General features: G+C 68.4%; 20 protein-coding genes and 5 tRNA genes. 9 read left to right on the top strand and 16 right to left on the bottom strand.

Annotation, left to right across the window (positions count from 1 at the left end):
• Positions 1 to 164 precede the first annotated feature (164 nt).
• Entirely contained in the window at positions 165 to 398 is a 234-nt protein-coding gene (locus tag ACFYO0_RS32835; protein ID WP_344392617.1) for an Lrp/AsnC ligand binding domain-containing protein, read from the top strand.
• Between the two features lie 20 nt (positions 399 to 418).
• Positions 419 to 901, top strand: a complete 483-nt coding sequence (locus tag ACFYO0_RS32830; RefSeq protein WP_388683391.1) for a DUF3515 domain-containing protein — start codon at positions 419 to 421, stop codon at positions 899 to 901.
• Positions 902 to 931: 30 nt separating this feature from the next.
• On the opposite strand, the gene ACFYO0_RS32825 is transcribed toward ACFYO0_RS32830, so the two are convergent.
• From ACFYO0_RS32825 to ACFYO0_RS32815, 3 genes are read right to left on the bottom strand one after another with little or no spacing between them, the layout of a single operon-like run.
• On the bottom strand, positions 932 to 2,089 hold the full coding sequence (locus ACFYO0_RS32825; protein WP_388683388.1) for a D-alanine--D-alanine ligase family protein: 1,158 nt from the start codon (positions 2,087 to 2,089) through the stop codon (positions 932 to 934).
• A 60-nt stretch (positions 2,090 to 2,149) separates the two neighbouring features.
• Entirely contained in the window at positions 2,150 to 3,169 is a 1,020-nt protein-coding gene (locus tag ACFYO0_RS32820; protein WP_388683386.1) for an NAD(P)H-dependent glycerol-3-phosphate dehydrogenase, read from the bottom strand.
• Positions 3,166 to 3,951 (bottom strand): lysophospholipid acyltransferase family protein, encoded by a 786-nt coding sequence (locus ACFYO0_RS32815; RefSeq protein ID WP_388683585.1) that lies wholly within the window; start codon positions 3,949 to 3,951, stop codon positions 3,166 to 3,168. Before ACFYO0_RS32815 ends, ACFYO0_RS32820 begins: the two co-directional genes overlap by 4 nt.
• A 206-nt stretch (positions 3,952 to 4,157) precedes the next feature.
• Between ACFYO0_RS32815 and cofC the strand changes: the two genes are divergently transcribed.
• Positions 4,158 to 4,790, top strand: coding sequence for a 2-phospho-L-lactate guanylyltransferase (cofC, locus tag ACFYO0_RS32810; RefSeq protein WP_388683385.1), 633 nt, complete (start codon positions 4,158 to 4,160; stop codon positions 4,788 to 4,790).
• Between the two features lie 10 nt (positions 4,791 to 4,800).
• Positions 4,801 to 5,004: a hypothetical protein gene (locus ACFYO0_RS32805; RefSeq protein WP_235990986.1), complete on the top strand. Its 204-nt coding sequence runs from the start codon at positions 4,801 to 4,803 to the stop codon at positions 5,002 to 5,004.
• A gap of 139 nt (positions 5,005 to 5,143) precedes the next feature.
• Here ACFYO0_RS32805 and ACFYO0_RS32800 read toward each other — a convergent pair whose 3' ends face one another.
• From ACFYO0_RS32800 to leuC, 4 genes are all read right to left on the bottom strand, one after another.
• The gene (locus ACFYO0_RS32800) at positions 5,144 to 5,755 is read right to left on the bottom strand and encodes an HU family DNA-binding protein (protein ID WP_344392610.1); all 612 of its coding nucleotides are present in this window, start codon (positions 5,753 to 5,755) and stop codon (positions 5,144 to 5,146) included.
• A gap of 138 nt (positions 5,756 to 5,893) precedes the next feature.
• Positions 5,894 to 6,124, bottom strand: a complete 231-nt coding sequence (locus tag ACFYO0_RS32795) for a hypothetical protein (protein ID WP_165258546.1) — start codon at positions 6,122 to 6,124, stop codon at positions 5,894 to 5,896.
• Positions 6,125 to 6,424: 300 nt separating this feature from the next.
• Complete coding sequence (leuD, locus tag ACFYO0_RS32790; RefSeq protein WP_388683582.1) at positions 6,425 to 7,018, bottom strand: 3-isopropylmalate dehydratase small subunit; 594 nt, start codon at positions 7,016 to 7,018, stop codon at positions 6,425 to 6,427.
• 11 nt (positions 7,019 to 7,029) lie between these two features.
• Positions 7,030 to 8,463 carry a 3-isopropylmalate dehydratase large subunit gene (leuC, locus tag ACFYO0_RS32785; protein WP_386346469.1) on the bottom strand — a complete coding sequence of 478 codons (1,434 nt, stop codon included), beginning with the start codon at positions 8,461 to 8,463 and terminating at the stop codon, positions 7,030 to 7,032.
• 188 nt (positions 8,464 to 8,651) lie between these two features.
• Between leuC and ndgR the strand changes: the two genes are divergently transcribed.
• On the top strand, positions 8,652 to 9,368 hold the full coding sequence (ndgR, locus tag ACFYO0_RS32780; RefSeq protein ID WP_381344720.1) for an IclR family transcriptional regulator NdgR: 717 nt from the start codon (positions 8,652 to 8,654) through the stop codon (positions 9,366 to 9,368).
• 135 nt (positions 9,369 to 9,503) lie between these two features.
• On the opposite strand, the gene ACFYO0_RS32775 is transcribed toward ndgR, so the two are convergent.
• The 9 genes from ACFYO0_RS32775 to ACFYO0_RS32735 form a co-directional block, all read right to left on the bottom strand.
• Positions 9,504 to 9,576, bottom strand: a tRNA-Glu gene (locus ACFYO0_RS32775).
• A gap of 28 nt (positions 9,577 to 9,604) precedes the next feature.
• A tRNA-Gln gene (locus ACFYO0_RS32770) sits at positions 9,605 to 9,676 on the bottom strand.
• 20 nt (positions 9,677 to 9,696) lie between these two features.
• Positions 9,697 to 9,769, bottom strand: a tRNA-Glu gene (locus ACFYO0_RS32765).
• 62 nt (positions 9,770 to 9,831) lie between these two features.
• A tRNA-Glu gene (locus ACFYO0_RS32760) sits at positions 9,832 to 9,904 on the bottom strand.
• A 21-nt stretch (positions 9,905 to 9,925) separates the two neighbouring features.
• Positions 9,926 to 9,997, bottom strand: a tRNA-Gln gene (locus ACFYO0_RS32755).
• An 89-nt stretch (positions 9,998 to 10,086) separates the two neighbouring features.
• The gene (locus ACFYO0_RS32750) at positions 10,087 to 10,854 is read right to left on the bottom strand and encodes an HAD family hydrolase (protein ID WP_388683380.1); all 768 of its coding nucleotides are present in this window, start codon (positions 10,852 to 10,854) and stop codon (positions 10,087 to 10,089) included.
• Positions 10,855 to 10,975: 121 nt separating this feature from the next.
• Complete coding sequence (gltX, locus tag ACFYO0_RS32745) at positions 10,976 to 12,451, bottom strand: glutamate--tRNA ligase (protein WP_388683377.1); 1,476 nt, start codon at positions 12,449 to 12,451, stop codon at positions 10,976 to 10,978.
• Complete coding sequence (locus tag ACFYO0_RS32740; protein ID WP_388683375.1) at positions 12,444 to 13,232, bottom strand: fumarylacetoacetate hydrolase family protein; 789 nt, start codon at positions 13,230 to 13,232, stop codon at positions 12,444 to 12,446. Before ACFYO0_RS32740 ends, gltX begins: the two co-directional genes overlap by 8 nt.
• A 131-nt stretch (positions 13,233 to 13,363) precedes the next feature.
• Complete coding sequence (locus tag ACFYO0_RS32735) at positions 13,364 to 13,543, bottom strand: hypothetical protein (RefSeq protein ID WP_388683373.1); 180 nt, start codon at positions 13,541 to 13,543, stop codon at positions 13,364 to 13,366.
• Between the two features lie 603 nt (positions 13,544 to 14,146).
• Here ACFYO0_RS32735 and ACFYO0_RS32730 point away from each other — a divergent pair.
• From ACFYO0_RS32730 to ACFYO0_RS32715, 4 genes are all read left to right on the top strand, one after another.
• Positions 14,147 to 17,965: a nitrate- and nitrite sensing domain-containing protein gene (locus ACFYO0_RS32730; protein WP_388683370.1), complete on the top strand. Its 3,819-nt coding sequence runs from the start codon at positions 14,147 to 14,149 to the stop codon at positions 17,963 to 17,965.
• 9 nt (positions 17,966 to 17,974) lie between these two features.
• The gene (locus tag ACFYO0_RS32725) at positions 17,975 to 18,388 is read left to right on the top strand and encodes a roadblock/LC7 domain-containing protein (protein ID WP_033321189.1); all 414 of its coding nucleotides are present in this window, start codon (positions 17,975 to 17,977) and stop codon (positions 18,386 to 18,388) included.
• Positions 18,389 to 18,488: 100 nt separating this feature from the next.
• Positions 18,489 to 18,887: a DUF742 domain-containing protein gene (locus ACFYO0_RS32720; protein ID WP_165339911.1), complete on the top strand. Its 399-nt coding sequence runs from the start codon at positions 18,489 to 18,491 to the stop codon at positions 18,885 to 18,887.
• The gene (locus tag ACFYO0_RS32715; RefSeq protein ID WP_388683367.1) at positions 18,868 to 19,443 is read left to right on the top strand and encodes an ATP/GTP-binding protein; all 576 of its coding nucleotides are present in this window, start codon (positions 18,868 to 18,870) and stop codon (positions 19,441 to 19,443) included. Before ACFYO0_RS32720 ends, ACFYO0_RS32715 begins: the two co-directional genes overlap by 20 nt.
• Positions 19,444 to 19,629 lie beyond the last annotated feature (186 nt).

Raw genomic sequence — 19,629 nt, 5'->3', positions numbered from 1 at the left:
AGCTGTCACGGACCTGGGTACGGTCGAGTCGACCGGCAACTTCTGTCGTCCATGCACCTCGGCGTGCAAGATCGGCCCCCGCGGGTCTCCCCGCGGTGAGCGGCGACGCGATACCGTGGCGTTCCTTTTCCCCACATGATCCTCGTGGCCGCCCTGGAGGTTCCGTGGTACAGGCGTACATCCTGATCCAGACGGAGGTCGGCAAAGCGTCGACCGTCGCTGAGACGATCAGCAAGATTTCGGGGGTGATCCAGGCCGAGGACGTGACCGGACCGTACGACGTGATCGTGCGGGCCCAAGCCGACACCGTTGACGATCTCGGCCGCTTGGTGGTCGCGAAAGTCCAGCAAGTGGACGGCATCACCCGTACCCTGACCTGCCCGGTGGTGCACCTGTAGCCCCCGTCTACCCTGTGCCGGTGAACTTGTTCCGTTCCCGGCTGTTCGGTCTCCCCGCCCTTGTCCTGCTGATCTCCGCCACAGGCTGCTCCTCGGCAGACGACAGCGCGTCGGCCGCGGTTCCCAGCCCGGACACGAAGGTCACCAAGCTGTGCCAGAACCTGGACGAACGGCTGCCGCCGAAGGTGGACGGTCTCGACCGGGAGGATCCCGAGCCCCGGTCCACGCTGACCGCGGGCTGGGGAGGCCCGGCGATCATACTGCGCTGCGGCGTCGAACAGCCCGCCGAGATGCTGGACCCCAAGGCGTCCACGACCGAGGTGAACGGCGTGGCCTGGCTCGTACAGGAACAGGACGACGGCTCGTACGTCTTCACCACGGGCCTGCGCGAGGCATACGTGGAGGTCGCGTTCAACAAGGAACAGGCCGCGAAGGGCGCGGGCCCGCTCGTCGACTTTGCCGAGCCCATCAAGAAGGCGATCCCCGAAGGGATCGCCGACTAGCTCGCACTCCACGAAGGGGATCGCCAGGGCTCAGCGCAGCCCCGTGGAGCGCCGCAGCGCCGCCTGCACCAGACGGTCCACCAGCTCCGGGTAGCTGACCCCGCTCTCCTGCCACATGCGCGGGTACATGGAGATAGGCGTGAAGCCCGGCATCGTGTTGATCTCGTTGATCACGAAGTCGCCGCCCTCGGTGAGGAAGAAGTCCGCCCGTACGAGACCCTCGCACGATGCCGCCTCGAAGGCCTCGACCGCCAGCCGCTGCACCTCGGCGGTCTGCTCGTCGGTGAGTGGCGCGGGCACGATCCCGGGGGCGGAGTCGATGTACTTCGCCTCGAAGTCGTAGAACTCGTGGGACTGCACCGGCGGAATCTCGGCGGGCAACGAGGCGCGCGGCCCGTCCTCGAACTCCAGGACCCCGCACTCGATCTCGCGACCGCGCAGCAGCGCCTCCACGATGATCTTCGGGTCGTGCTGCTGGGCCGCCGCGATCGCCTCGTCGAGACCGCCCAGACCGTCGACCTTGGTGATGCCGATCGACGACCCCGCGCGCGCGGGCTTCACGAACAGCGGCCAGCCGTGCTCGCCCGCGAAGTCGACGATCTTCCTGCGGGCCGCTGCTTCGTCGCGCTCCCACTCGCTGGGGCGGATCACCGTGTACGGGCCGACGGGCAGCCCGAAGGAGGTGAACACCCGCTTCATGTACTCCTTGTCCTGGCCGACGGCCGAAGCGAGCACACCCGAGCCGACGTACGGGACACCGGACAGCTCCAGGAGGCCCTGGAGGGTGCCGTCCTCGCCGTACGGGCCGTGCAGCACCGGGAAGACGACGTCCACCTCGCCGAGGGCCTTGGGGACCGAACCGGGTTCGCTGTAGACGACTTCGCGGTTGGAGGGGTCGACGGGGAGGATCACCCCGCCCTCGTCGGACTCGGCGAGCTGCTCCACGCTCGGCTGGCGCCGGTCGACGATGGCCATCCGCTCGGGCTCGTCCGCCGTGAGGGCCCAGCGGCCGTCCTGGGTGATGCCGATCGGCAGGACGTCGTACTTCGTCCGGTCGATGGCGCGCAGGACGGCGCCGGCGGTGACGATGGAGATCCCGTGTTCGGAGCTGCGGCCGCCGAACACGACGGCCACACGCGGCTTACGAGGCTTCTGCCCAGGGCTCTGGGGGAGGTTCTCGGTGCTCATATCGCGTTGAGAGTACCCGTTGGTAGTGCGGTGAGTCAGCGCCTGCCGGGCTCCCGAGTGTCAGTGCCGCTCCGGCTTGGCGCTGCGCGCCATCAGCTCCTTGAGGGCGACCACGGGCGGCTTGCCGTCATGAACGATGCCGACGACCATCTCCGTGATGGGCATGTCGACGCCGTGGCGGTGTGCCAGATCCAGCACGGACTCACAGGACTTGACGCCCTCTGCGGTCTGTTTGGTGACCGCGATGGTCTCCTGAAGGGTCATGCCCTTGCCCAGGTTGGTGCCGAAGGTGTGGTTGCGCGAGAGCGGCGAGGAGCAGGTGGCAACGAGGTCGCCCAGGCCCGCGAGTCCGGAGAACGTCAGCGGGTCGGCGCCCATGGCGAGGCCGAGGCGGGTGGTCTCCGCCAACCCGCGGGTGATGAGCGAACCCTTGGCGTTGTCGCCGAGCCCCATGCCGTCCGCGATACCGACGGCGAGGCCGATCACGTTCTTGACGGCGCCGCCGAGTTCGCAGCCGACCACGTCGGTGTTGGTGTACGGGCGGAAGTACGGCGTGTGGCAGGCGGCCTGGAGGCGCTGGGCCACCGCCTCGTCGCTGCACGCGACCACCGCGGCGGCCGGCATCCGGGCGGCGATCTCCCGGGCGAGGTTGGGTCCGGTGACGACCGCTATGCGGTCCGCGCCGACCTTGGCGACGTCCTCGATGACCTCGCTCATCCGCATCGCGGAACCGAGTTCGACGCCCTTCATGAGCGAGACGAGGACGGTGCCGGGCGCGAGCAGCCCGGTCCATTCGGCGAGGTTTCCGCGCAGCGTCTGCGACGGGATGGCAAGCACGGTGAAATCGGCGTCGTGCGCCGCCTCGGCCGCGTCCGTGGTGGCGCGCAGGTTCTCGGGGAGTTCGATGCCCGGCAGGTAGTCGGGGTTCGTACGCGTGGAGTTGACCGCTTCGGCGAGGTCGGCCCGCCGTCCCCACAGGGTCACCTCGCATCCGGCGTCGGCGAGCACCATGCCGAAGGCCGTGCCCCACGATCCGGTCCCGAAGACGGCCGCCCTGACGGGCTTGCCGGATGTCGTCACTTGCCGTGCCCCTCTTCCTGTTCTGTCATTTCGTGTGGCCGCGTTTCGTGAGCCCGCGCCCTGCGCCGCTGCTCGATGCGCACCTGCTTCGGGTCGTACGGCGTCTGGGGTGCCTTCTCGCCGCGGATCACCTCCAGCTGCACGGTGATCGCCGCCATGATGACCTCGGTGGCCTCCTTCAGGACCTCCGGGGTCATCTCCTTGTCGTAGAAGCGCGACAGATCCACCGGGGGGCCCGCGAGCACGTGATGGGTCTTGCGGGGAAGGATGTTGAGTTTCTTGGCGTACGGCGGCAGCAGCAGGTTGGCTCCCCACTGGGCGACCGGAATGACCGGACACTTGGTCTGCAGCGCGACGCGTGCGGCACCGGTCTTGCCGATCATCGGCCACTGGCCGGGATCGCGGGTAATGGTGCCTTCCGGATAGAAGGCGACGCACTCCCCCCGTTCCACGGCGTCGATAGCGGCCCGGAAGGCGCTCAGCGCGTCGGTGCTCTCGCGGTACACGGGAATCTGTCCAGTACCGCGCATCGCGGCCCCGACGAATCCCTTTTTGAAAAGCCCGGCCTTCGCCAGAAAACGTGGAACGCGCCCGGTGTTGTACTGATAATGCCCGTAGGCGAACGGATCCGCATGAGAATTGTGGTTCACCGCGGTGATAAATCCGCCCTCGGCCGGAATGTTCTCCATTCCACGCCAATCCCGCTTGACCAGAACCACCAGCGGTGGTTTGCAGAGGACCGCTGCGAAGCGGTACCAGAAGCCGATTCTGCGGCGGGGCACGCGGACACCTTCCTCCAGGACCTGGGTGGGCCGCACAAGTGTCGCTCCAGGCCGACGGTCTGTCGAGAACACCGTACGCCCGCCCGTCTCCCGCCACCGCCCTGGCAAGGAGCTTCGCCCCCTGCGCTCAGGGGACCGGCCCCGCCAGGGTGTCTCACTCACTGTCCAGGTCACAATGGGCGCGACAAGAGAGGGATGGATCGCTGGTGCAGTGGACCTTGGTCATACCCCTGAAAGCCCTCACGCGGGCGAAGAGCAGGCTGTCGGACACCGCCGCCGACGGACTGCGCCCCGGGCTCGCCCTCGCCTTCGCGCAGGACACCGTGGCGGCGGCCCTCGCCTGTGCCGCGGTACGCGATGTGGCGGTCGTCACGGACGACGTGCTGGCCGGCCGCGAACTGGCCGCTCTGGGCGCCCGGATCGTCCCGGACGAGCCCGCGGGCGGCCTGAACGCCGCCCTCGCGCACGGGGCGTCGCTCGTACGCTCCCAAAGCCCCGAAAGCCCTCTGGCGGCCCTGAACGCCGATCTCCCCGCACTGCGCCCCCTGGAATTGGCCCGCGTCCTCGACGCGGCCACCGAATTCCCTCGCGCCTTTCTCGCGGATGCCGCCGGAACCGGCACTACTCTGCTGACCGCGTCCGCGGACCGTGAATTGCTCCCCACGTTCGGCCTGGATTCCCGCGCCCGCCACCGGGCATCGGGCGCCGTGGAACTCCCCCTGGACGCGGTGGATTCCGTACGTCAGGACGTGGACACCGGCGACGACCTGCGAGCGGCTCTGGCCCTGGGCGTGGGCCCGCGCACGGCGGCAGCGGTCGCGGCGTTGAACGTCGCCTAGTCTGGGCCTCATGCAGGCGACCGCGTATACGTACGACCCCGAGACCCGTAGCGGTCAGGTGCTGCTCGATGACGGCACTCCGGTGCCCTTCGACGGCCCGGCGTTCGAGGCGGGCGGGCTCAGGCTGTTGCGGCCGGGGCAGCGGGTGCGGATCGAGACGGAGGGCGAGGGGGACGCGCGCCGGATCACTCTGGTCACGCTGCAAACCCTCTGAAGCCCCTTGAAGACGCCCTGATGACGCCCTGAAGACCCTCAGGGCCGTACCCAAGGCCCCAAGATCTCTGAATACGCCGCGGGCCGGGCTCTCTTCCGTGTGGAGCCCGGCCCGGCGCGTGAGTGTCCCAGCGCCCTGTCTACCGGCGGGCGGTGGTCTTCTTGGCGGTGGTCTTGCGCGCCGTCGACTTCTTCGCGGGCGCCTTCTTGGCAGCCCCCTTCTTGGCGGCGGTCTTCTTGGCCGCAGCGGTCTTGCCGGTCGCCGCCTTCTTGGTGGTGGTCTTCTTGGCCGCGGTCTTGGCGGTCGTCGCCTTCTTGGCGGCGGTCGTCTTCCTGGCCGTGGTCTTCTTGGCGGGCGTCGCCGCCTTCTTGGCGGCGGTCCTCTTGGCCGCCGCCTTCTTGACCGTGGCGGCAGCGCCTCCGGACAGGCTGCCCTTGGGCGCCTTCTTGACCGCCACATCGTGCTTCGGGAGTTTCTTCGAACCGCTCACCAGGTCCTTGAAACCCTGGCCCGCGCGGAACCGCGGCACGGAGGTCTTCTTGACCCGAACACGCTCCCCGGTCTGGGGGTTACGTGCATAGCGGGCCGGACGATCAACCTTCTCGAAGGAACCGAAACCGGTGACCGAGACCCGTTCCCCTGCGACAACCGCACGGACCACGGCGTCCAGTACGGCGTCGACCGCGTCGGCGGCCTGCTGACGCCCGCCGACCTTGTCCGCAATCGCTTCTACGAGCTGCGCCTTGTTCACGTCTTCCCCTTCGGAGACATTGCCAGAACGAAAGTGTTCTAGCTTTTTCGCACGTTAGGCAGATATATACCGCAAATCAAACACGAAACGGGCTAATCACCCTAGTGCCGCAACGAACCAGGACTGTCGCGGAGTTCCTCAGAGACCTTCTTCGGGGAATCGCCCCTCATCGAGGTCCGCGGTGAACCGCTCCAGACGCCTTGTCGCATCGGCGAGATCGTGCTTGGCCACGGCCGTAATGACCAGCAGCTTCCGGGTCAGCGCCATCCGTACGCCCTCCGGGACTTGCAGTGCGCGCACCCTTGCGTGCGCTTCCTTGAGTTGGGACGCGACTGCCGTATAGAGCTCGAGTTGGCCGTCGTGTTCCATGCACAGATTGTGCCATCTGGGGCGAGTTGTCGCCTGCGGTGGGGGTAACTGCCGCCTCCCAGGCGCTTCCCGCGTCCCTCCGCACAAGGCTGTGCCAAGGCTCGACTACCCCAACAAACCCCCTTGAAACAAGGGGAGTTGAAGCCAATCAGAACAGGCCGCTGACCTCGTCCTCCGGCACATACGGCAGTACCCCCAACCGTCCACGATTGGGGGTACTGAGGCCTATTGAGGTGGCTGGAATCAGCCTTGCGGGCTTGGGTCCGTTCGTTCTCGGACTCCGAGACTCAGAGCGTCCGCTCAGACTTGGAGTGTCCGCGGCTTGTAGGCGGGCCGCTTGGACTCGTACGTGGCGATGTCCGCCTCGCTCTGGAGCGTGATGCTGATGTCGTCGAGCCCGTTCAGCAGCCGCCAGCGGGCGTTCTCGTCGAGCTCGAAGGAGGCGGTGATTCCCTCCGCGCGAACCTCACGGGCCTCAAGGTCAACAGTGACCTCAGTCTGCGGGTCGTTCTCCGTGAGTTCCCACAGCGCGTCCACGATCTTCTGCTCCAGAACGACCGTGAGCAGACCGTTCTTGAGCGAGTTGCCGCGGAAGATGTCGGCGAAACGCGACGAGATGACGGCCTTGAACCCATAGTTCTGCAGCGCCCACACGGCGTGCTCGCGCGAGGAACCCGTACCGAAGTCGGGACCCGCGACGAGGACCGTGGCGCCCTTGCGCTCAGGCTGGTTGAGGACGAAGGACGGGTCCTTGCGCCAGGCCTCGAACAGTCCGTCCTCGAAGCCGTCCCTGGTGACCTTCTTGAGCCAGTGGGCGGGGATGATCTGGTCGGTGTCGACGTTGCTGCGGCGCAGCGGGACGGCCCGTCCGGTGTGTGTGGTGAATGCTTCCATGGCCATGGTTCTCAGACTCCAGCGGGCGTACGGACGGCAGACTGATCGTTCAGGTCGGCGGGGGACGCCAGGTGGCCCAGCACGGCGGTGGCGGCGGCGACCTGCGGCGAGACCAGGTGCGTACGGCCGCCCTTGCCCTGCCTGCCTTCGAAGTTGCGGTTGGAGGTGGACGCGGAACGCTCACCGGGGGCCAGCTGGTCGGGGTTCATGCCCAGACACATCGAGCAGCCCGCGTGCCGCCATTCGGCGCCGGCCTCCTTGAAGACGAGGTCCAGTCCCTCCTCGACGGCCTGCAACCCCACGCGCGCGGAGCCGGGAACGACCAGCATCCGTACGCCGTCGGCGACTTTACGGCCCTCGACGATCGCGGCGGCGGCACGCAGGTCCTCGATACGGCCGTTGGTGCAGGAGCCTACGAAGACGGTGTCGACCTTGATGTCGCGCAGCGGCTGCCCGGCGGTCAACCCCATGTATTCCAGGGCCTTTTCGGCGGCATGGCGCTCCGAAGCGTCCTCGTACGAAGCAGGGTCGGGGACGGACGCCGAAAGCGGCGAGCCCTGACCGGGATTGGTGCCCCAGGTGACGAACGGCGCGAGGGAGGCGGCGTCGATGACGACCTCCTCGTCGAATTCCGCATCCTCGTCCGACTTGAGGGTCTTCCAGTACGCGACGGCGGCGTCCCAGTCCTCGCCCTCGGGAGCGTGGGCGCGGCCCCTGATGTACTCGAAGGTGGTCTCGTCGGGGGCGATCATGCCCGCGCGGGCACCGGCCTCGATGGACATGTTGCAGATGGTCATCCGGGCCTCCATCGAGAGCTTCTCGATGGCGGAGCCGCGGTACTCCAGGATGTAGCCCTGGCCGCCACCCGTACCGATCTTGGCGATGATCGCCAGGATCAGGTCCTTGGCCGTGACGTCCTCAGGCAGTTCACCGTCGACCGTGATGGCCATGGTCTTCGGGCGGGCCAGCGGCAGCGTCTGGGTGGCCAGCACATGCTCGACCTGAGAGGTGCCGATGCCGAACGCCAGAGCACCGAAGGCGCCGTGCGTGGAGGTGTGCGAGTCGCCGCAGACCACGGTCATGCCAGGCTGTGTCAGTCCCAGCTGGGGTCCCACGACGTGGACGACGCCCTGCTCGACGTCGCCGAGCGGGTGCAGGCGTACGCCGAACTCGGCGCAGTTCTTGCGCAGCGTCTCCAGCTGGACGCGCGAGACCGGGTCGGCGATGGGCTTGTCGATGTCGAGGGTCGGAGTGTTGTGATCCTCGGTCGCGATGGTGAGGTCGAGGCGGCGCACGGGGCGCCCCGCCTTGCGGAGGCCGTCGAAGGCCTGCGGGCTGGTCACCTCGTGCAGCAGGTGCAGATCGATGAAGAGAAGGTCGGGCTCGCCCTCCGCGCGCCGGACGACATGGTCGTCCCAGACCTTCTCCGCGAGTGTCCTACCCATCGCTTTCCCTCCGGCCGGCCTGTATGGCGCCGGCCCAACTAGAGACTTCGGGATGGCCGCGTCCGTCACCCCCGCACCGGACGTCCGCCGCCGGGCCCGCTGGTCTACGGGCCGTTGTACGTACAGGGTGGCGCGTTCCACGGAAAATTGAACTTGCGTTTCACAGAGTGAGACGCGAGTATCGTTGCATGGACAACAGTAGCGGCGTCGGCGTTCTGGACAAGGCAGCCCTTGTCCTGAGCGCTCTGGAGTCCGGTCCGGCCACCCTCGCGGGCCTGGTCGCGGCGACCGGACTGGCACGACCCACGGCACATCGTCTCGCCGTGGCACTTGAGCACCACCGCATGGTGGCGCGGGACATGCAGGGCCGTTTCATTCTCGGTCCGCGGCTGGCCGAGCTGGCCGCGGCGGCCGGTGAGGACCGTCTCCTCGCCACCGCGGGGCCGGTCCTCACCCACCTCCGTGACGTCACGGGCGAGAGCGCGCAGCTCTACCGCCGCCAGGGCGACATGCGTATCTGCGTCGCCGCGGCGGAGCGTCTGTCGGGCCTCAGGGACACGGTCCCGGTCGGCTCGACGCTCACCATGAAGGCGGGCTCCTCGGCCCAGATCCTGATGGCCTGGGAGGAGCCGGAGCGCCTGCACCGTGGCCTGCAGGGCGCCCGCTTCACGGCGACGGCGCTGTCGGGCGTACGGCGCCGGGGCTGGGCTCAGTCGATCGGTGAGCGCGAGCCGGGCGTCGCGTCCGTCTCTGCGCCGGTGCGCGGACCCTCGAACCGGGTGGTGGCCGCCGTCTCGGTCTCCGGGCCGATCGAGCGCCTGACCCGGCACCCGGGCCGGATGCATGCCCAGGCCGTCATCGACGCGGCCTCCCGCCTCTCGGAGGCGCTGCGCCGCACCGGTTGATACACCGAGTCGATCCGACCGGTCGCTTCAACGCCGCAGCGACCGGCTGGCGTTGAGGTTGTCCTGCCGTTCAACTCAACACGAGGAATCAACGCGAAGAAGCCCTCCCCTGCTGGGGAGGGCTTCTTCGTCACGTACCCCCGACCGGATTCGAACCGGCGCTACCGCCTTGAGAGGGCGGCGTGCTAGGCCGCTACACAACGGGGGCGAGGATCTTGCGTTTCCGCAGATCCGAGCTGGTCTACCAGGACTCGAACCTAGACTAACTGAACCAGAATCAGTCGTGCTGCCAATTACACCATAGACCAAAGTGGTTTAGACCAGTTTGTACCCCCGACCGGATTCGAACCGGCGCTACCGCCTTGAGAGGGCGGCGTGCTAGGCCGCTACACAACGGGGGCCCTAGCGATCCTGCATGAGAAGCAGCGGGTGCGACCCGGACTGTCTCCCTGGGAAGGATCTGTACCCCCGACCGGATTCGAACCGGCGCTACCGCCTTGAGAGGGCGGCGTGCTAGGCCGCTACACAACGGGGGCATTGCAGATGAGCTCTGCGAGCTGGCCTACCAGGACTCGAACCTAGACTAACTGAACCAGAATCAGTCGTGCTGCCAATTACACCATAGGCCACTGAAACGCAACCCCCGGCGGGGATCTTGTCTTAGTTTGCGCTTCCGGGTCGGCCGTTCGACCCGCTCCCGGTGGGCGCAGGAAGAACATTACCCGAAGGTGGACGGCGCTCCAAAACGGGTATCGGCCGCAAGGATCGCGGGGAGTTCGGCCAGTGAAGTGATGCGGCGCAGGCCGGCGGGCTGATCCGGAGCGGCCCGTGCGCCGGCGTCCGGGCCCGCGCCGGTGACCGCGCTCACGCCCGTGCGGTCGATCCAGACCGAGAAGAGCCCTGCGTCGGCCGCACCTTGTCCGTCGATCTCCGGGTGATCACCGACGTACGCGACCTGATGCGGGGGCAGCGCAAGTGCCTCGCAGGCGGCGTGGAAGGCCTGGGCCTCCGGTTTGGAGACGCCGAGCTCGGCCGCGCACAACACCGCCTCGAAGCGGTCGTATACACCAAGGACGCGGAGCTTGCGGTCCTGGACGTGGAGGCTGGAGTTGGACAGCACGGCGTGTCGGTGGCTGACGGCGAGGATGTCGAGCGCGGGCAGAACGTCCGGGAAGAGCTCCCAGGCAGCCTCGTAGTGGTCGATGTACCGCAGGAACCAGGCGTCGGCCTCGGCGTCGGTCAGCTCCTCCCCCAGGAAGGCCCGCACCCGGTCCCGCCGCTGCCCCTCGAAGGAGGCCTCTCCGGCCGCGAACCTGGCCCACTGCTGATCGGTGATCTCCCGCCACCGCCGGAGCGCCTCCTTCACGGACGCGTACCCCTCGAGCAGGCCCTCGGCCGCCAGATGCCCGCGCATTCCGGCCCGGTCGGCCGCGGTGTAGTCGAAGATCGTGTCGTCCACATCCCAGACCACGGCTCTGATCGTCATGGTGTGACCTTCCCCAGCCCCGCCCCTTCCCGAAACTGGGGGCTGCGCCGCCAGACCCCTTCGGGCACGCAGCGCGAAGGGGCGGCACCGGCGTGGGTGCCGCCCCTCCTTGCAGGGTGCGCTACGCGGTCAGCTTCGCCAGGGCCGCGTCGATGCGGGACAGGGTCTTCTCCTTGCCCAGGACTTCCAGGGACTCGAAGAGGGGGAGGCCCACCGTGCGGCCGGTGACGGCTACGCGGACGGGGGCCTGGGCCTTGCCCAGTTTGAGGCCGTGCTCCTCGCCGGCCGCGAGGACGGCGTCCTTCAGGGACTCCGGTGATGTCCAGTCCGCGGCTTCCAGCTTCGCGCGGGCCGTGCGCAGGAGCGCGTCCGAGCCCTCCTTCATAGCCTTCGTCCAGGACGCCTCGTCCTCGACGGGCTCCCTCAGGAACAGGAAGTCGACGTTCTTCGTGATGTCGGACAGGACCGTCAGGCGTGTCTGTGCGTGGGGGGCGATCGCCTCCCACCTGGCCTGGTCGAAGTCCTCCGGCGCCCACGGTGCGTGCGGTGCCTTCAGCCACGGCCCGCACGCCTCGATGAACGCCTTGACGTCCAGCCGCCTGATGTGATCGGCGTTGATCGCCTCGCACTTCTTCAGGTCGAAGCGGGCCGGGTTCGGGACGACGTCCTTGATGTCGAAGGCCGCGACCATCTCGTCGATCGAGAAGACATCCTGGTCGGCGGAGAGCGACCAGCCCAGCAGGGAGAGGTAGTTGAGCAGGCCCTCCGGGAGGAAACCGCGCTCCCTGTAGAGGTTCAGCGAGGACTGCGGGTCCCGCTTGGAGAGCTTCTTGTTGCCCTCGCCCATCACGTACGGCAGGTGCCCGAAGGCCGGTACGGACTTGGCGATGCCCAGCTCGATCAGTGCCTTGTAGAGGGCGATCTGCCGCGGGGTGGAGGACAGCAGGTCCTCGCCGCGCAGGATGTGCGTGATCTCCATGAGGGCGTCGTCGATGGGGTTCACGAGCGTGTAGAGGGGCGCTCCGTTGGCTCGAACGATCCCGAAGTCCGGAACGTTTTCCGGGGTGAACGTCAGCTCGCCGCGGACCAGGTCGGTAAAGGTGATCGCCTCGTCGGGCATGCGGAAGCGGACGATGGGCTCGCGGTCCTCGGTCTTGTACGCGGCGATCTGCTCATCGGTGAGCGCGCGGCAGTGGCCGTCGTAGCCGGAGGGCTTGCCCGCCGCGCGGGCGGCCTCGCGGCGGGCGTCCAGTTCCGCCGTCGAGCAGTAGCAGTAGTACGCGTGGCCGGCGTCCAGGAGCTTGCGGGCGACGTCCTTGTAGATGTCCATCCGCTGCGACTGGCGGTACGGCGCGTGCGGCCCGCCGATCTCAGGGCCCTCGTCCCAGTCGAAGCCGAGCCAGCGCATGGAGTCCAGCAGCTGCTCGTAGGACTCCTCGGAGTCGCGGGCCGCGTCGGTGTCCTCGATGCGGAAGACCAGGGTGCCGCCGTGGTGGCGGGCGAACGCCCAGTTGAACAGGGCGGTGCGGACCAGGCCCACATGGGGGTTGCCGGTCGGCGAGGGACAGAAACGTACGCGGACGTTCGCGTTAGCCACGCTTGATCACCTTGTTGGTGAGAGTGCCGATGCCTTCGATGGTGACGGCGACCTCGTCGCCGACACTGAGCGGGCCGACCCCTGCCGGGGTGCCCGTGAGGATCACGTCGCCGGGGAGCAGCGTCATGGCCTCCGTGATGTTCACGATCAGATCCTCGATGGGGTGGATCATCTCGCTGGTACGACCCAGTTGTCGCTGTTGGCCGTTGACCGTGCACTGGATCGTCAGGTCGGAGGGGTCGAGATCCGTCTCCACCCAGGGGCCGAGCGGGCACGAGGAGTCGAAGCCCTTGGCCCTCGCCCACTGCTTCTCGCGCTTCTGGACGTCGCGCGCGGTGACGTCGTTGGCGCAGGTGTAGCCGAGGATGACGTCCTTGACGCGCTCGCGCGGGACCTCGCGGCACATCCGGCCGATGACCACAGCCAGCTCGGCCTCGTGGTGCAGTTCCCGCGAGAAGGCGGGGTACGCGATCTCGTCGCCGGGGCCGATCACCGAGGTGGACGGCTTGAAGAAGGCAAAGGGGGCGTCGGGCACCTCGTTGCCGAGTTCCTTCGCGTGCTCCGCGTAGTTGCGGCCGAAGGCCACGACCTTGTTCGGGAGCACCGGCGGGAGGAGCCTGACCTTGCTCAGCGGCAGCTTCGTACCGGAGAGTTCGAAGTCCGTGAAGGGGATGCCCTTGATGATGTCGAGGACGAGCCCGTCGGTCGATCCAGGAGGGCTGTCGCCCTCGACCGCGCCGAACGCGACGTTGCCGTCGATGGAGAACCTGGCGATGCGCACGGGAACCTTGCGCCCCTCTACTGAGCCGGCCGGAGTATGACGCTCCAGGCTAACGCGGGGAAGGGGTGCCACCTCACGCAATTACGCGGGGCCGGTAGGGCTCGTCCTCGACTCCGAGTCGTACTGCGGCCCTACTGCTCGGCGCCCGCGCCCTCCGGGACGTCCACCAGGACCGTGCGGCGGGGGTTGGCGGTCTGGGCGGGGAGCTCGACGGCGTGCTCCTGGTGTTCCTGCTGCTCCGTGCGCAGCTCGCCGGCGTCTTCGAGATGCGCCAGCGTGGTGCGTCGCGGATTGGCTATGTTCTGGAACATCAGCGTCTTCATGTGCGGTGTTCGACCCCGTCGTACGGGCGCCTGCGCGGCCAACGGCCGTCGCACAAGCGCGTGTTGTCGGATTTGCTGTGCCTGTAAAGCCTCAGGCTAAACGTCCGGTTCCCGGAGAAAGTTGTGAAGACCCCATGATCACCGTGTGAGTTTCCTCACGAACCGCCCGTCAAAACGGTCAATTCACGCCGACCTTCCACGCAAACAAAACGGACATTGCCCCACTGAATACATCATTCCGCTCCTGATCATGGCGACTGGGACACGTCTCGCGCACGAGCGGATCGCCCGGTTGTGGCCGTTTTGCGGGGGATCACTTTCTACGACCGGTGACTCGCCCCTCACAAGGGGTCACGTAGGTCACAGCATGACCCATGGCCCTTGTTGGAGATCGGGCACTGTGCTGGAATTCCACGAACCGCCGCGGGACAGAACCGGCGCACAGGGGGCGCAACGCAGCGCCGCGTGGCGGCGGGAAGGGAAGCCAGCGCCGGTCACCGGAGACCGACAAAAGGCGCATTGCGCCGGTACGACGCCGACACCGTCCCACCGTTTTGCGGAGGGGCGCCTGGTCCAGAGGTTGCGACGCTAGTGCAGGGACGTTTCAAGAGGGATGGCAGCGCTTCGGCGGAGCCGCACGGCGGGACCGACCGCGGTTCGTCGCCCCAGCACGCCCAGAACCAAGGACCGGCACAGACCGGCGACAGCGGTGATCGCGGCTCGCGCCCAGGCCTGGCAGGTCCGTCGGGCGGACCCGCCGCCTCGGCACCCGCCGCCCCGGTGGCGAAGCCGAAGGGCCCGACCGGCCCCGGCTCCCGAATAGCGCTGCGCAACTGGCGCATCTCCACCCGCCTGGTCTCGCTGCTCGCGCTCCCCGTGGTCGCCGCGACCTCGCTCGGCGCGCTGCGCATCAGCGACTCCATGGACGACATCCAGCAGCTCGACAACATGAGGCTGCTGACCGACATGACCAAGCAGGCGACCGAGCTCGCCGCGGCGCTCCAGGAGGAGCGCGACAAGTCGGCCGGACCGCTCTCGCACGGCGCGGACGGGACCGAGTTCACGGTCAAGGGTGTACGGGACAAGACGGACCGCGCGCGCACCGCCTTCATGGAGGGCTCGCGCGAGATCGACGACGCGAGCAATGACGAAACCCTCGACGGCGTCCGCGACAACGTCGTCTCCATCGTCTCCGAGCTGAGCAAGATCAAGAACATCCGCAACAGCGCCTACACGGACCGTGAGAACTCCTCCCAGACGGTCGAGGCGTACCACCGGCTCATCGAGCGGCTGCTGGGCCTTTCCCAGGACATGGCGCAGGCGACCAGCAACCCGGAGATGATCCAGCGCACGCGCGCCCTGGCGGCCTTCTCCTCCGCCAAGGAGTACGCGTCCATCCAGCGTGCCGTGATCGCCGCGGCGCTGCCCGCGACCAACAAGACGTTCGGCTCTCTCTCGGAGAACGACCGCCAGTACGCCCTCTCCGCGCTGGACAACCAGGAGTCCGAACTCTCCGGCTTCGCCAGCATCTACGACGGCAACGCGTCGGCCCTGATGAAGCCGATCGACGACGGCAGCCCGACCATCGAGGAAGCCGACAACTACGCGCAGCGCGTGCTCGGCCGGCAGGACGGCCTGGAGCAGCGGGAGAAGCGCTCGTACCTGGACTGGGTCGACGCCGACTCGGCCAAGCTCCAGGAGATGTCCAAGATCGAGCTCACGCTGCTCAACCAGATGGAGCAGAAGGCCCGTGAGCTGCGCAACGAGTCCGAGCAGGAAGCGATCATCTCCGGTGCGCTGATCCTGCTCGTGCTGGGTGTCTCTCTCGTCGGCGCCTTCGTGGTGGCCCGATCCATGATCCGCTCGCTGCGCCGGCTCCAGGACACCGCGACCAAGGTCGCCCAGGACCGGCTGCCCGAACTGGTCAAGCAGCTGTCCGAGTCCGACCCGCAGGACGTCGACACCTCCGTGCAGTCGGTCGGTGTGCACTCCAAGGACGAGATCGGCCAGGTGGCCGCGGCCTTCGACGACGTGCACCGCGAGGCCGTACGACTGGCCGCCGAGCAGGCCCTGCTGCGGGGCAACGTCAACGCGATGTTCACCAACCTCTCGCGGCGCTCCCAGGGCCTCATCCAGCGTCAGCTGTCGCTGATCTCCGAGCTGGAGTCCCGCGAGGCCGACCCGGACCAGCTGTCCTCGCTGTTCAAGCTGGACCACCTCGCGACCCGTATGCGCCGTAACGGTGAGAACCTCCTCGTTCTCGCGGGTGAGGAGCCCGGCCGTCGCTGGACCCGCCCGGTCCCGCTGGTCGACGTGCTCCGCGCCGCCGCGTCCGAGGTGGAGCAGTACGAGCGCATCGAACTCGCCTCGGTCCCCGCGACCGAGGTCGCCGGCCGGGTCGTCAACGACCTCGTGCACCTGCTCGCCGAGCTGCTCGAGAACGCCACCTCGTTCTCCTCGCCGCAGACCAAGGTCAAGGTCACCGGTCACGCGCTGCCCGACGGCCGCGTACTGATCGAGATCCACGACACCGGTATCGGTCTCTCCCCCGAGGACCTCGCGGCGATCAACGAGCGGCTCGCCTCGCCGCCCACCGTGGACGTCTCGGTCTCCCGCCGTATGGGTCTGTTCGTGGTCGGCCGTCTTTCGCAACGGCACGGCATCCGAATCCAGCTGCGTCCCTCCGACTCCGGTGGTACGACCGCGCTGGTCATGCTCCCCGTCGATGTCGCCCAGGGCGGCAAGAAGGCGCCGGGCAAGCCCGGCCAGGGTGCGGGTTCCGGCGGTCCGGCCGCCGCGCAGGCCGCGGCCGGTGTCGCGGCAGCCCGTCGTGGCGGGGCCGGCAGCGGTCCCGCGCTCGGCGCGGGTGCTGGTGCCGGTGCGCCCGGTGGCCCCGGGCGCCTGAACGCGGGTCCGCAGCGCGGGCAGGTCGGTGCGGGCTCGGGTCCGAGGCCTGCGCTGACCGGCAGCGACTCGGGTGGTCGTCCGGGTGGGCCGGGCGGCTCACGTGGACCACAGCCGCCCATGCCGCCCGCGCCCCCGCAGGGCAGGCCGGCTCCGGCCGGTGCTCCGCAGGGTCTTCAGGGCGCCGGTACGGGTACTCCGCAGGGCTTCGACGGTTTCAGCGACAGTGGCCGCCAGGACGCGTTCGGCTCCCGTGGTCCCGTACCGCCGCAGCGGCGCCCCGAGAGCGACAACTTCGAGCAGGGCCATCGTCCCGGGCAGCCGCAGCTGCCGCCGCCCGGTGGTCCTCGTGCCGAGTTGCCCGGTGGCAATCCCAAGCCGCGCGTGAGCAGTTGGAGCGACGAGCCGGGCCGGCGGGACTCGATGGACGCCCCGCGCGGCCACGAGGAGCCGGACGCCACCTCGCGCATGCCGCGCGTGGACGGCCGCCAGGGTCCGGGCTCGACCGAGGAGATCCCCCGGATCGACGACCGCCAGGGTTCGAGTTCCACGGGTGAGTACGCCCGGCCGGACTTCGACGCTCAGCGTCCCGGTTCCGATGCTGGTACGGGTCCCGCCGACTTCGGCATCCCGGGTCCCGGCCAGGGCACCGGACAGTTCGTACGCCCGGATGTGTTCGGTCCACCGAATCCTTCCGCCAGGCAGGACCCGTCCTCGACCGGCCAGTTCGCCGTGCCGGGTCGCGATGGCCGCCAGGACCAGCCCTCGAACGGGCAGCCCCCGGCGTCCGGCTACAACGGTTCCACCACGGACCGGGACGGCCGCGGCGAGCGCCAGGGCGGTGGAGACACCGGCCAGTTCGAGCGACCCGGAACCAACGGGACGAACGGTCCGAACGGCAGCCGGCGCCCCCAGCGTCCGCAGCCGCGTCGGCGCCCCTCGCTCCCCCCGCAGCCGTCGCATCCCCCGCGTGAGCCGGAGGGTCTGCCTCCGGCGTCGGGTCCCGGCGACGGACGTACACCGCTGTACGACACCCTGGAGACCAACTGGTTCCACCAGGGTCAGGGAGGTCAGGACCAGGACCAGGGCCGGAGCAACGGCTCCCGGACCGAGTCGGCGTCCTCGGCGTCCTCCATGGACACCCCGCCGCAGCCCAACCGGGCACCCGCGGCCCCACAGCGCCCGGCGCCGGAGCCGGCTCCGGCCGTCACGTCGTCCTGGCGGGCCTCTCCCAATGACGAACTCGGCCGCCAGGCCGAGAAGGTACGCCAGCCCACCGCGGGTGGCGTGACCGTCTCGGGTCTGCCGCGCCGGGTGCCCCGTGCGAACCTCGTCGCGGGGACGGCTCAGCAGCAACAGCACCAAAGCGGTCCGCAGGTCTCGCGTGCGCCTGATGACGTACGCGGCCGGCTGACCAATCTCCGTCGGGGCATCCAGCAGGGTCGCCAGGCCGGTTCGGGCCAGACCGGCAGCTTCCCCAGCCCCACTCACCAGCAGGAGCGTTAGTTGAGCCAGATGAGCCAGGCGGCACAGAACCTCAACTGGTTGATCACCAACTTCGTTGACAACACCCCCGGGGTGTCCCACACCGTCGTCGTCTCCGCCGACGGTCTCCTTCTGGCGTTGTCGGAGGGTTTTCCGCGCGACCGCGCGGACCAGCTCGCGGCCGTCGCCTCCGGACTGACCTCGCTCACCGCCGGTGCCTCCCGGATCTTCGAGGGCGGCACGGTGGCGCAGACGGTGGTCGAGATGGAGCGCGGCTTCCTCTTCCTGATGTCCATTTCCGACGGCTCGTCGCTCGCGGTCCTGTCCCACCCGGACTGCGACATCGGTCTCGTCGGATACGAGATGGCCCTGCTCGTCGACCGTGCGGGCGCCGTACTGACGCCCGATCTGCGGGCCGAACTGCAAGGCAGCCTGTTGCACTAGATCGCCCCACAAGGCAAGACCCACCGTCAGGCCGCCCGTTCCCCCACCGGCCCTCATCGACGGCACGAATGACCGACATGCTGTCCCGCCCGGAGGATTCATGACCCCGCCCACCGCCTCTCACGATCCGTACGCAGAGCCGTACGGAGACGAGGGCGACCAGCCGCTGGTACGTCCGTACGCGATGACCGGCGGCCGGACCCGGCCGCGCTACCAGCTCGCCATAGAGGCACTGATCAGCACCACGGCCGACCCGGCGCAGCTGATGGGGCTGCTCCCCGAGCACCAGCGCATCTGCCACCTCTGCCGTGAGGTGAAGTCTGTCGCCGAAGTGTCGGCGCTCCTGTCCATGCCCCTGGGCGTGGCACGGATTCTCGTCGCGGACCTCGCGGAGGCCGGTCTCGTCGCCATCCATCAGCCCGGCGGCGACGAGAACGCCGGTGGCCAGCCGGACGTGACACTGCTCGAAAGGGTGCTCAGTGGACTACGCAAGCTCTGACGGAGGGCGGGCGACCACCTCTGCGAAGATCGTGGTGGCGGGTGGCTTCGGCGTGGGCAAGACCACGTTCGTCGGAGCTGTCTCCGAGATCAACCCGCTGCGCACCGAGGCCGTCATGACGTCCGCGTCCGCGGGCATCGACGACCTCACCCACACCGGAGACAAGACGACGACCACCGTCGCCATGGACTTCGGCCGTATCACCCTGGACCAGGACCTGATCCTGTACCTGTTCGGTACGCCCGGCCAGGACCGCTTCTGGTTCATGTGGGACGACCTGGTACGCGGCGCCATCGGCGCGGTCGTCCTGGTCGACACCCGGCGTCTCGCCGACTGCTTCCCGGCCGTCGACTACTTCGAGAACAGCGGACTGCCGTTCGTCATCGCCCTCAACGGCTTCGACGGGCACCAGCCGTACACCCCCGACGAAGTGAGGGAGGCGTTGCAAATCGGCCCCGACTCCCCGATCATCACGACGGACGCCCGGCATCGCGCGGACGCCAAGAGTGCGCTGATCACGCTGGTCGAGCACGCGCTCATGGCGCGTCTTCGATAGCACTGAAATCAGCCATGTCATACGGCAGTTGTCGTAGAAGCCTTGGAGCCGGCTGTGTCCTTTGACACGGCCGGCCAGGCTGTTCATAACGTTTCGACAGAGAAATTGCGTGGCATCGACACGCGTCGCGGTCGCATGGTGCCGCTGTGCTCATATCGGCCCCGCCTTTTGGCGGGGCTCGCTCTT

Source organism: Streptomyces sp. NPDC006365 (genome assembly GCF_042870755.1).
GTDB classification, from domain to species: Bacteria; Actinomycetota; Actinomycetes; order Streptomycetales; family Streptomycetaceae; genus Streptomyces; species Streptomyces xiangluensis.
The sequence above is the reverse complement of the archived record's forward strand: the minus strand, read 5'-3'. Positions and strand labels throughout refer to the sequence as shown.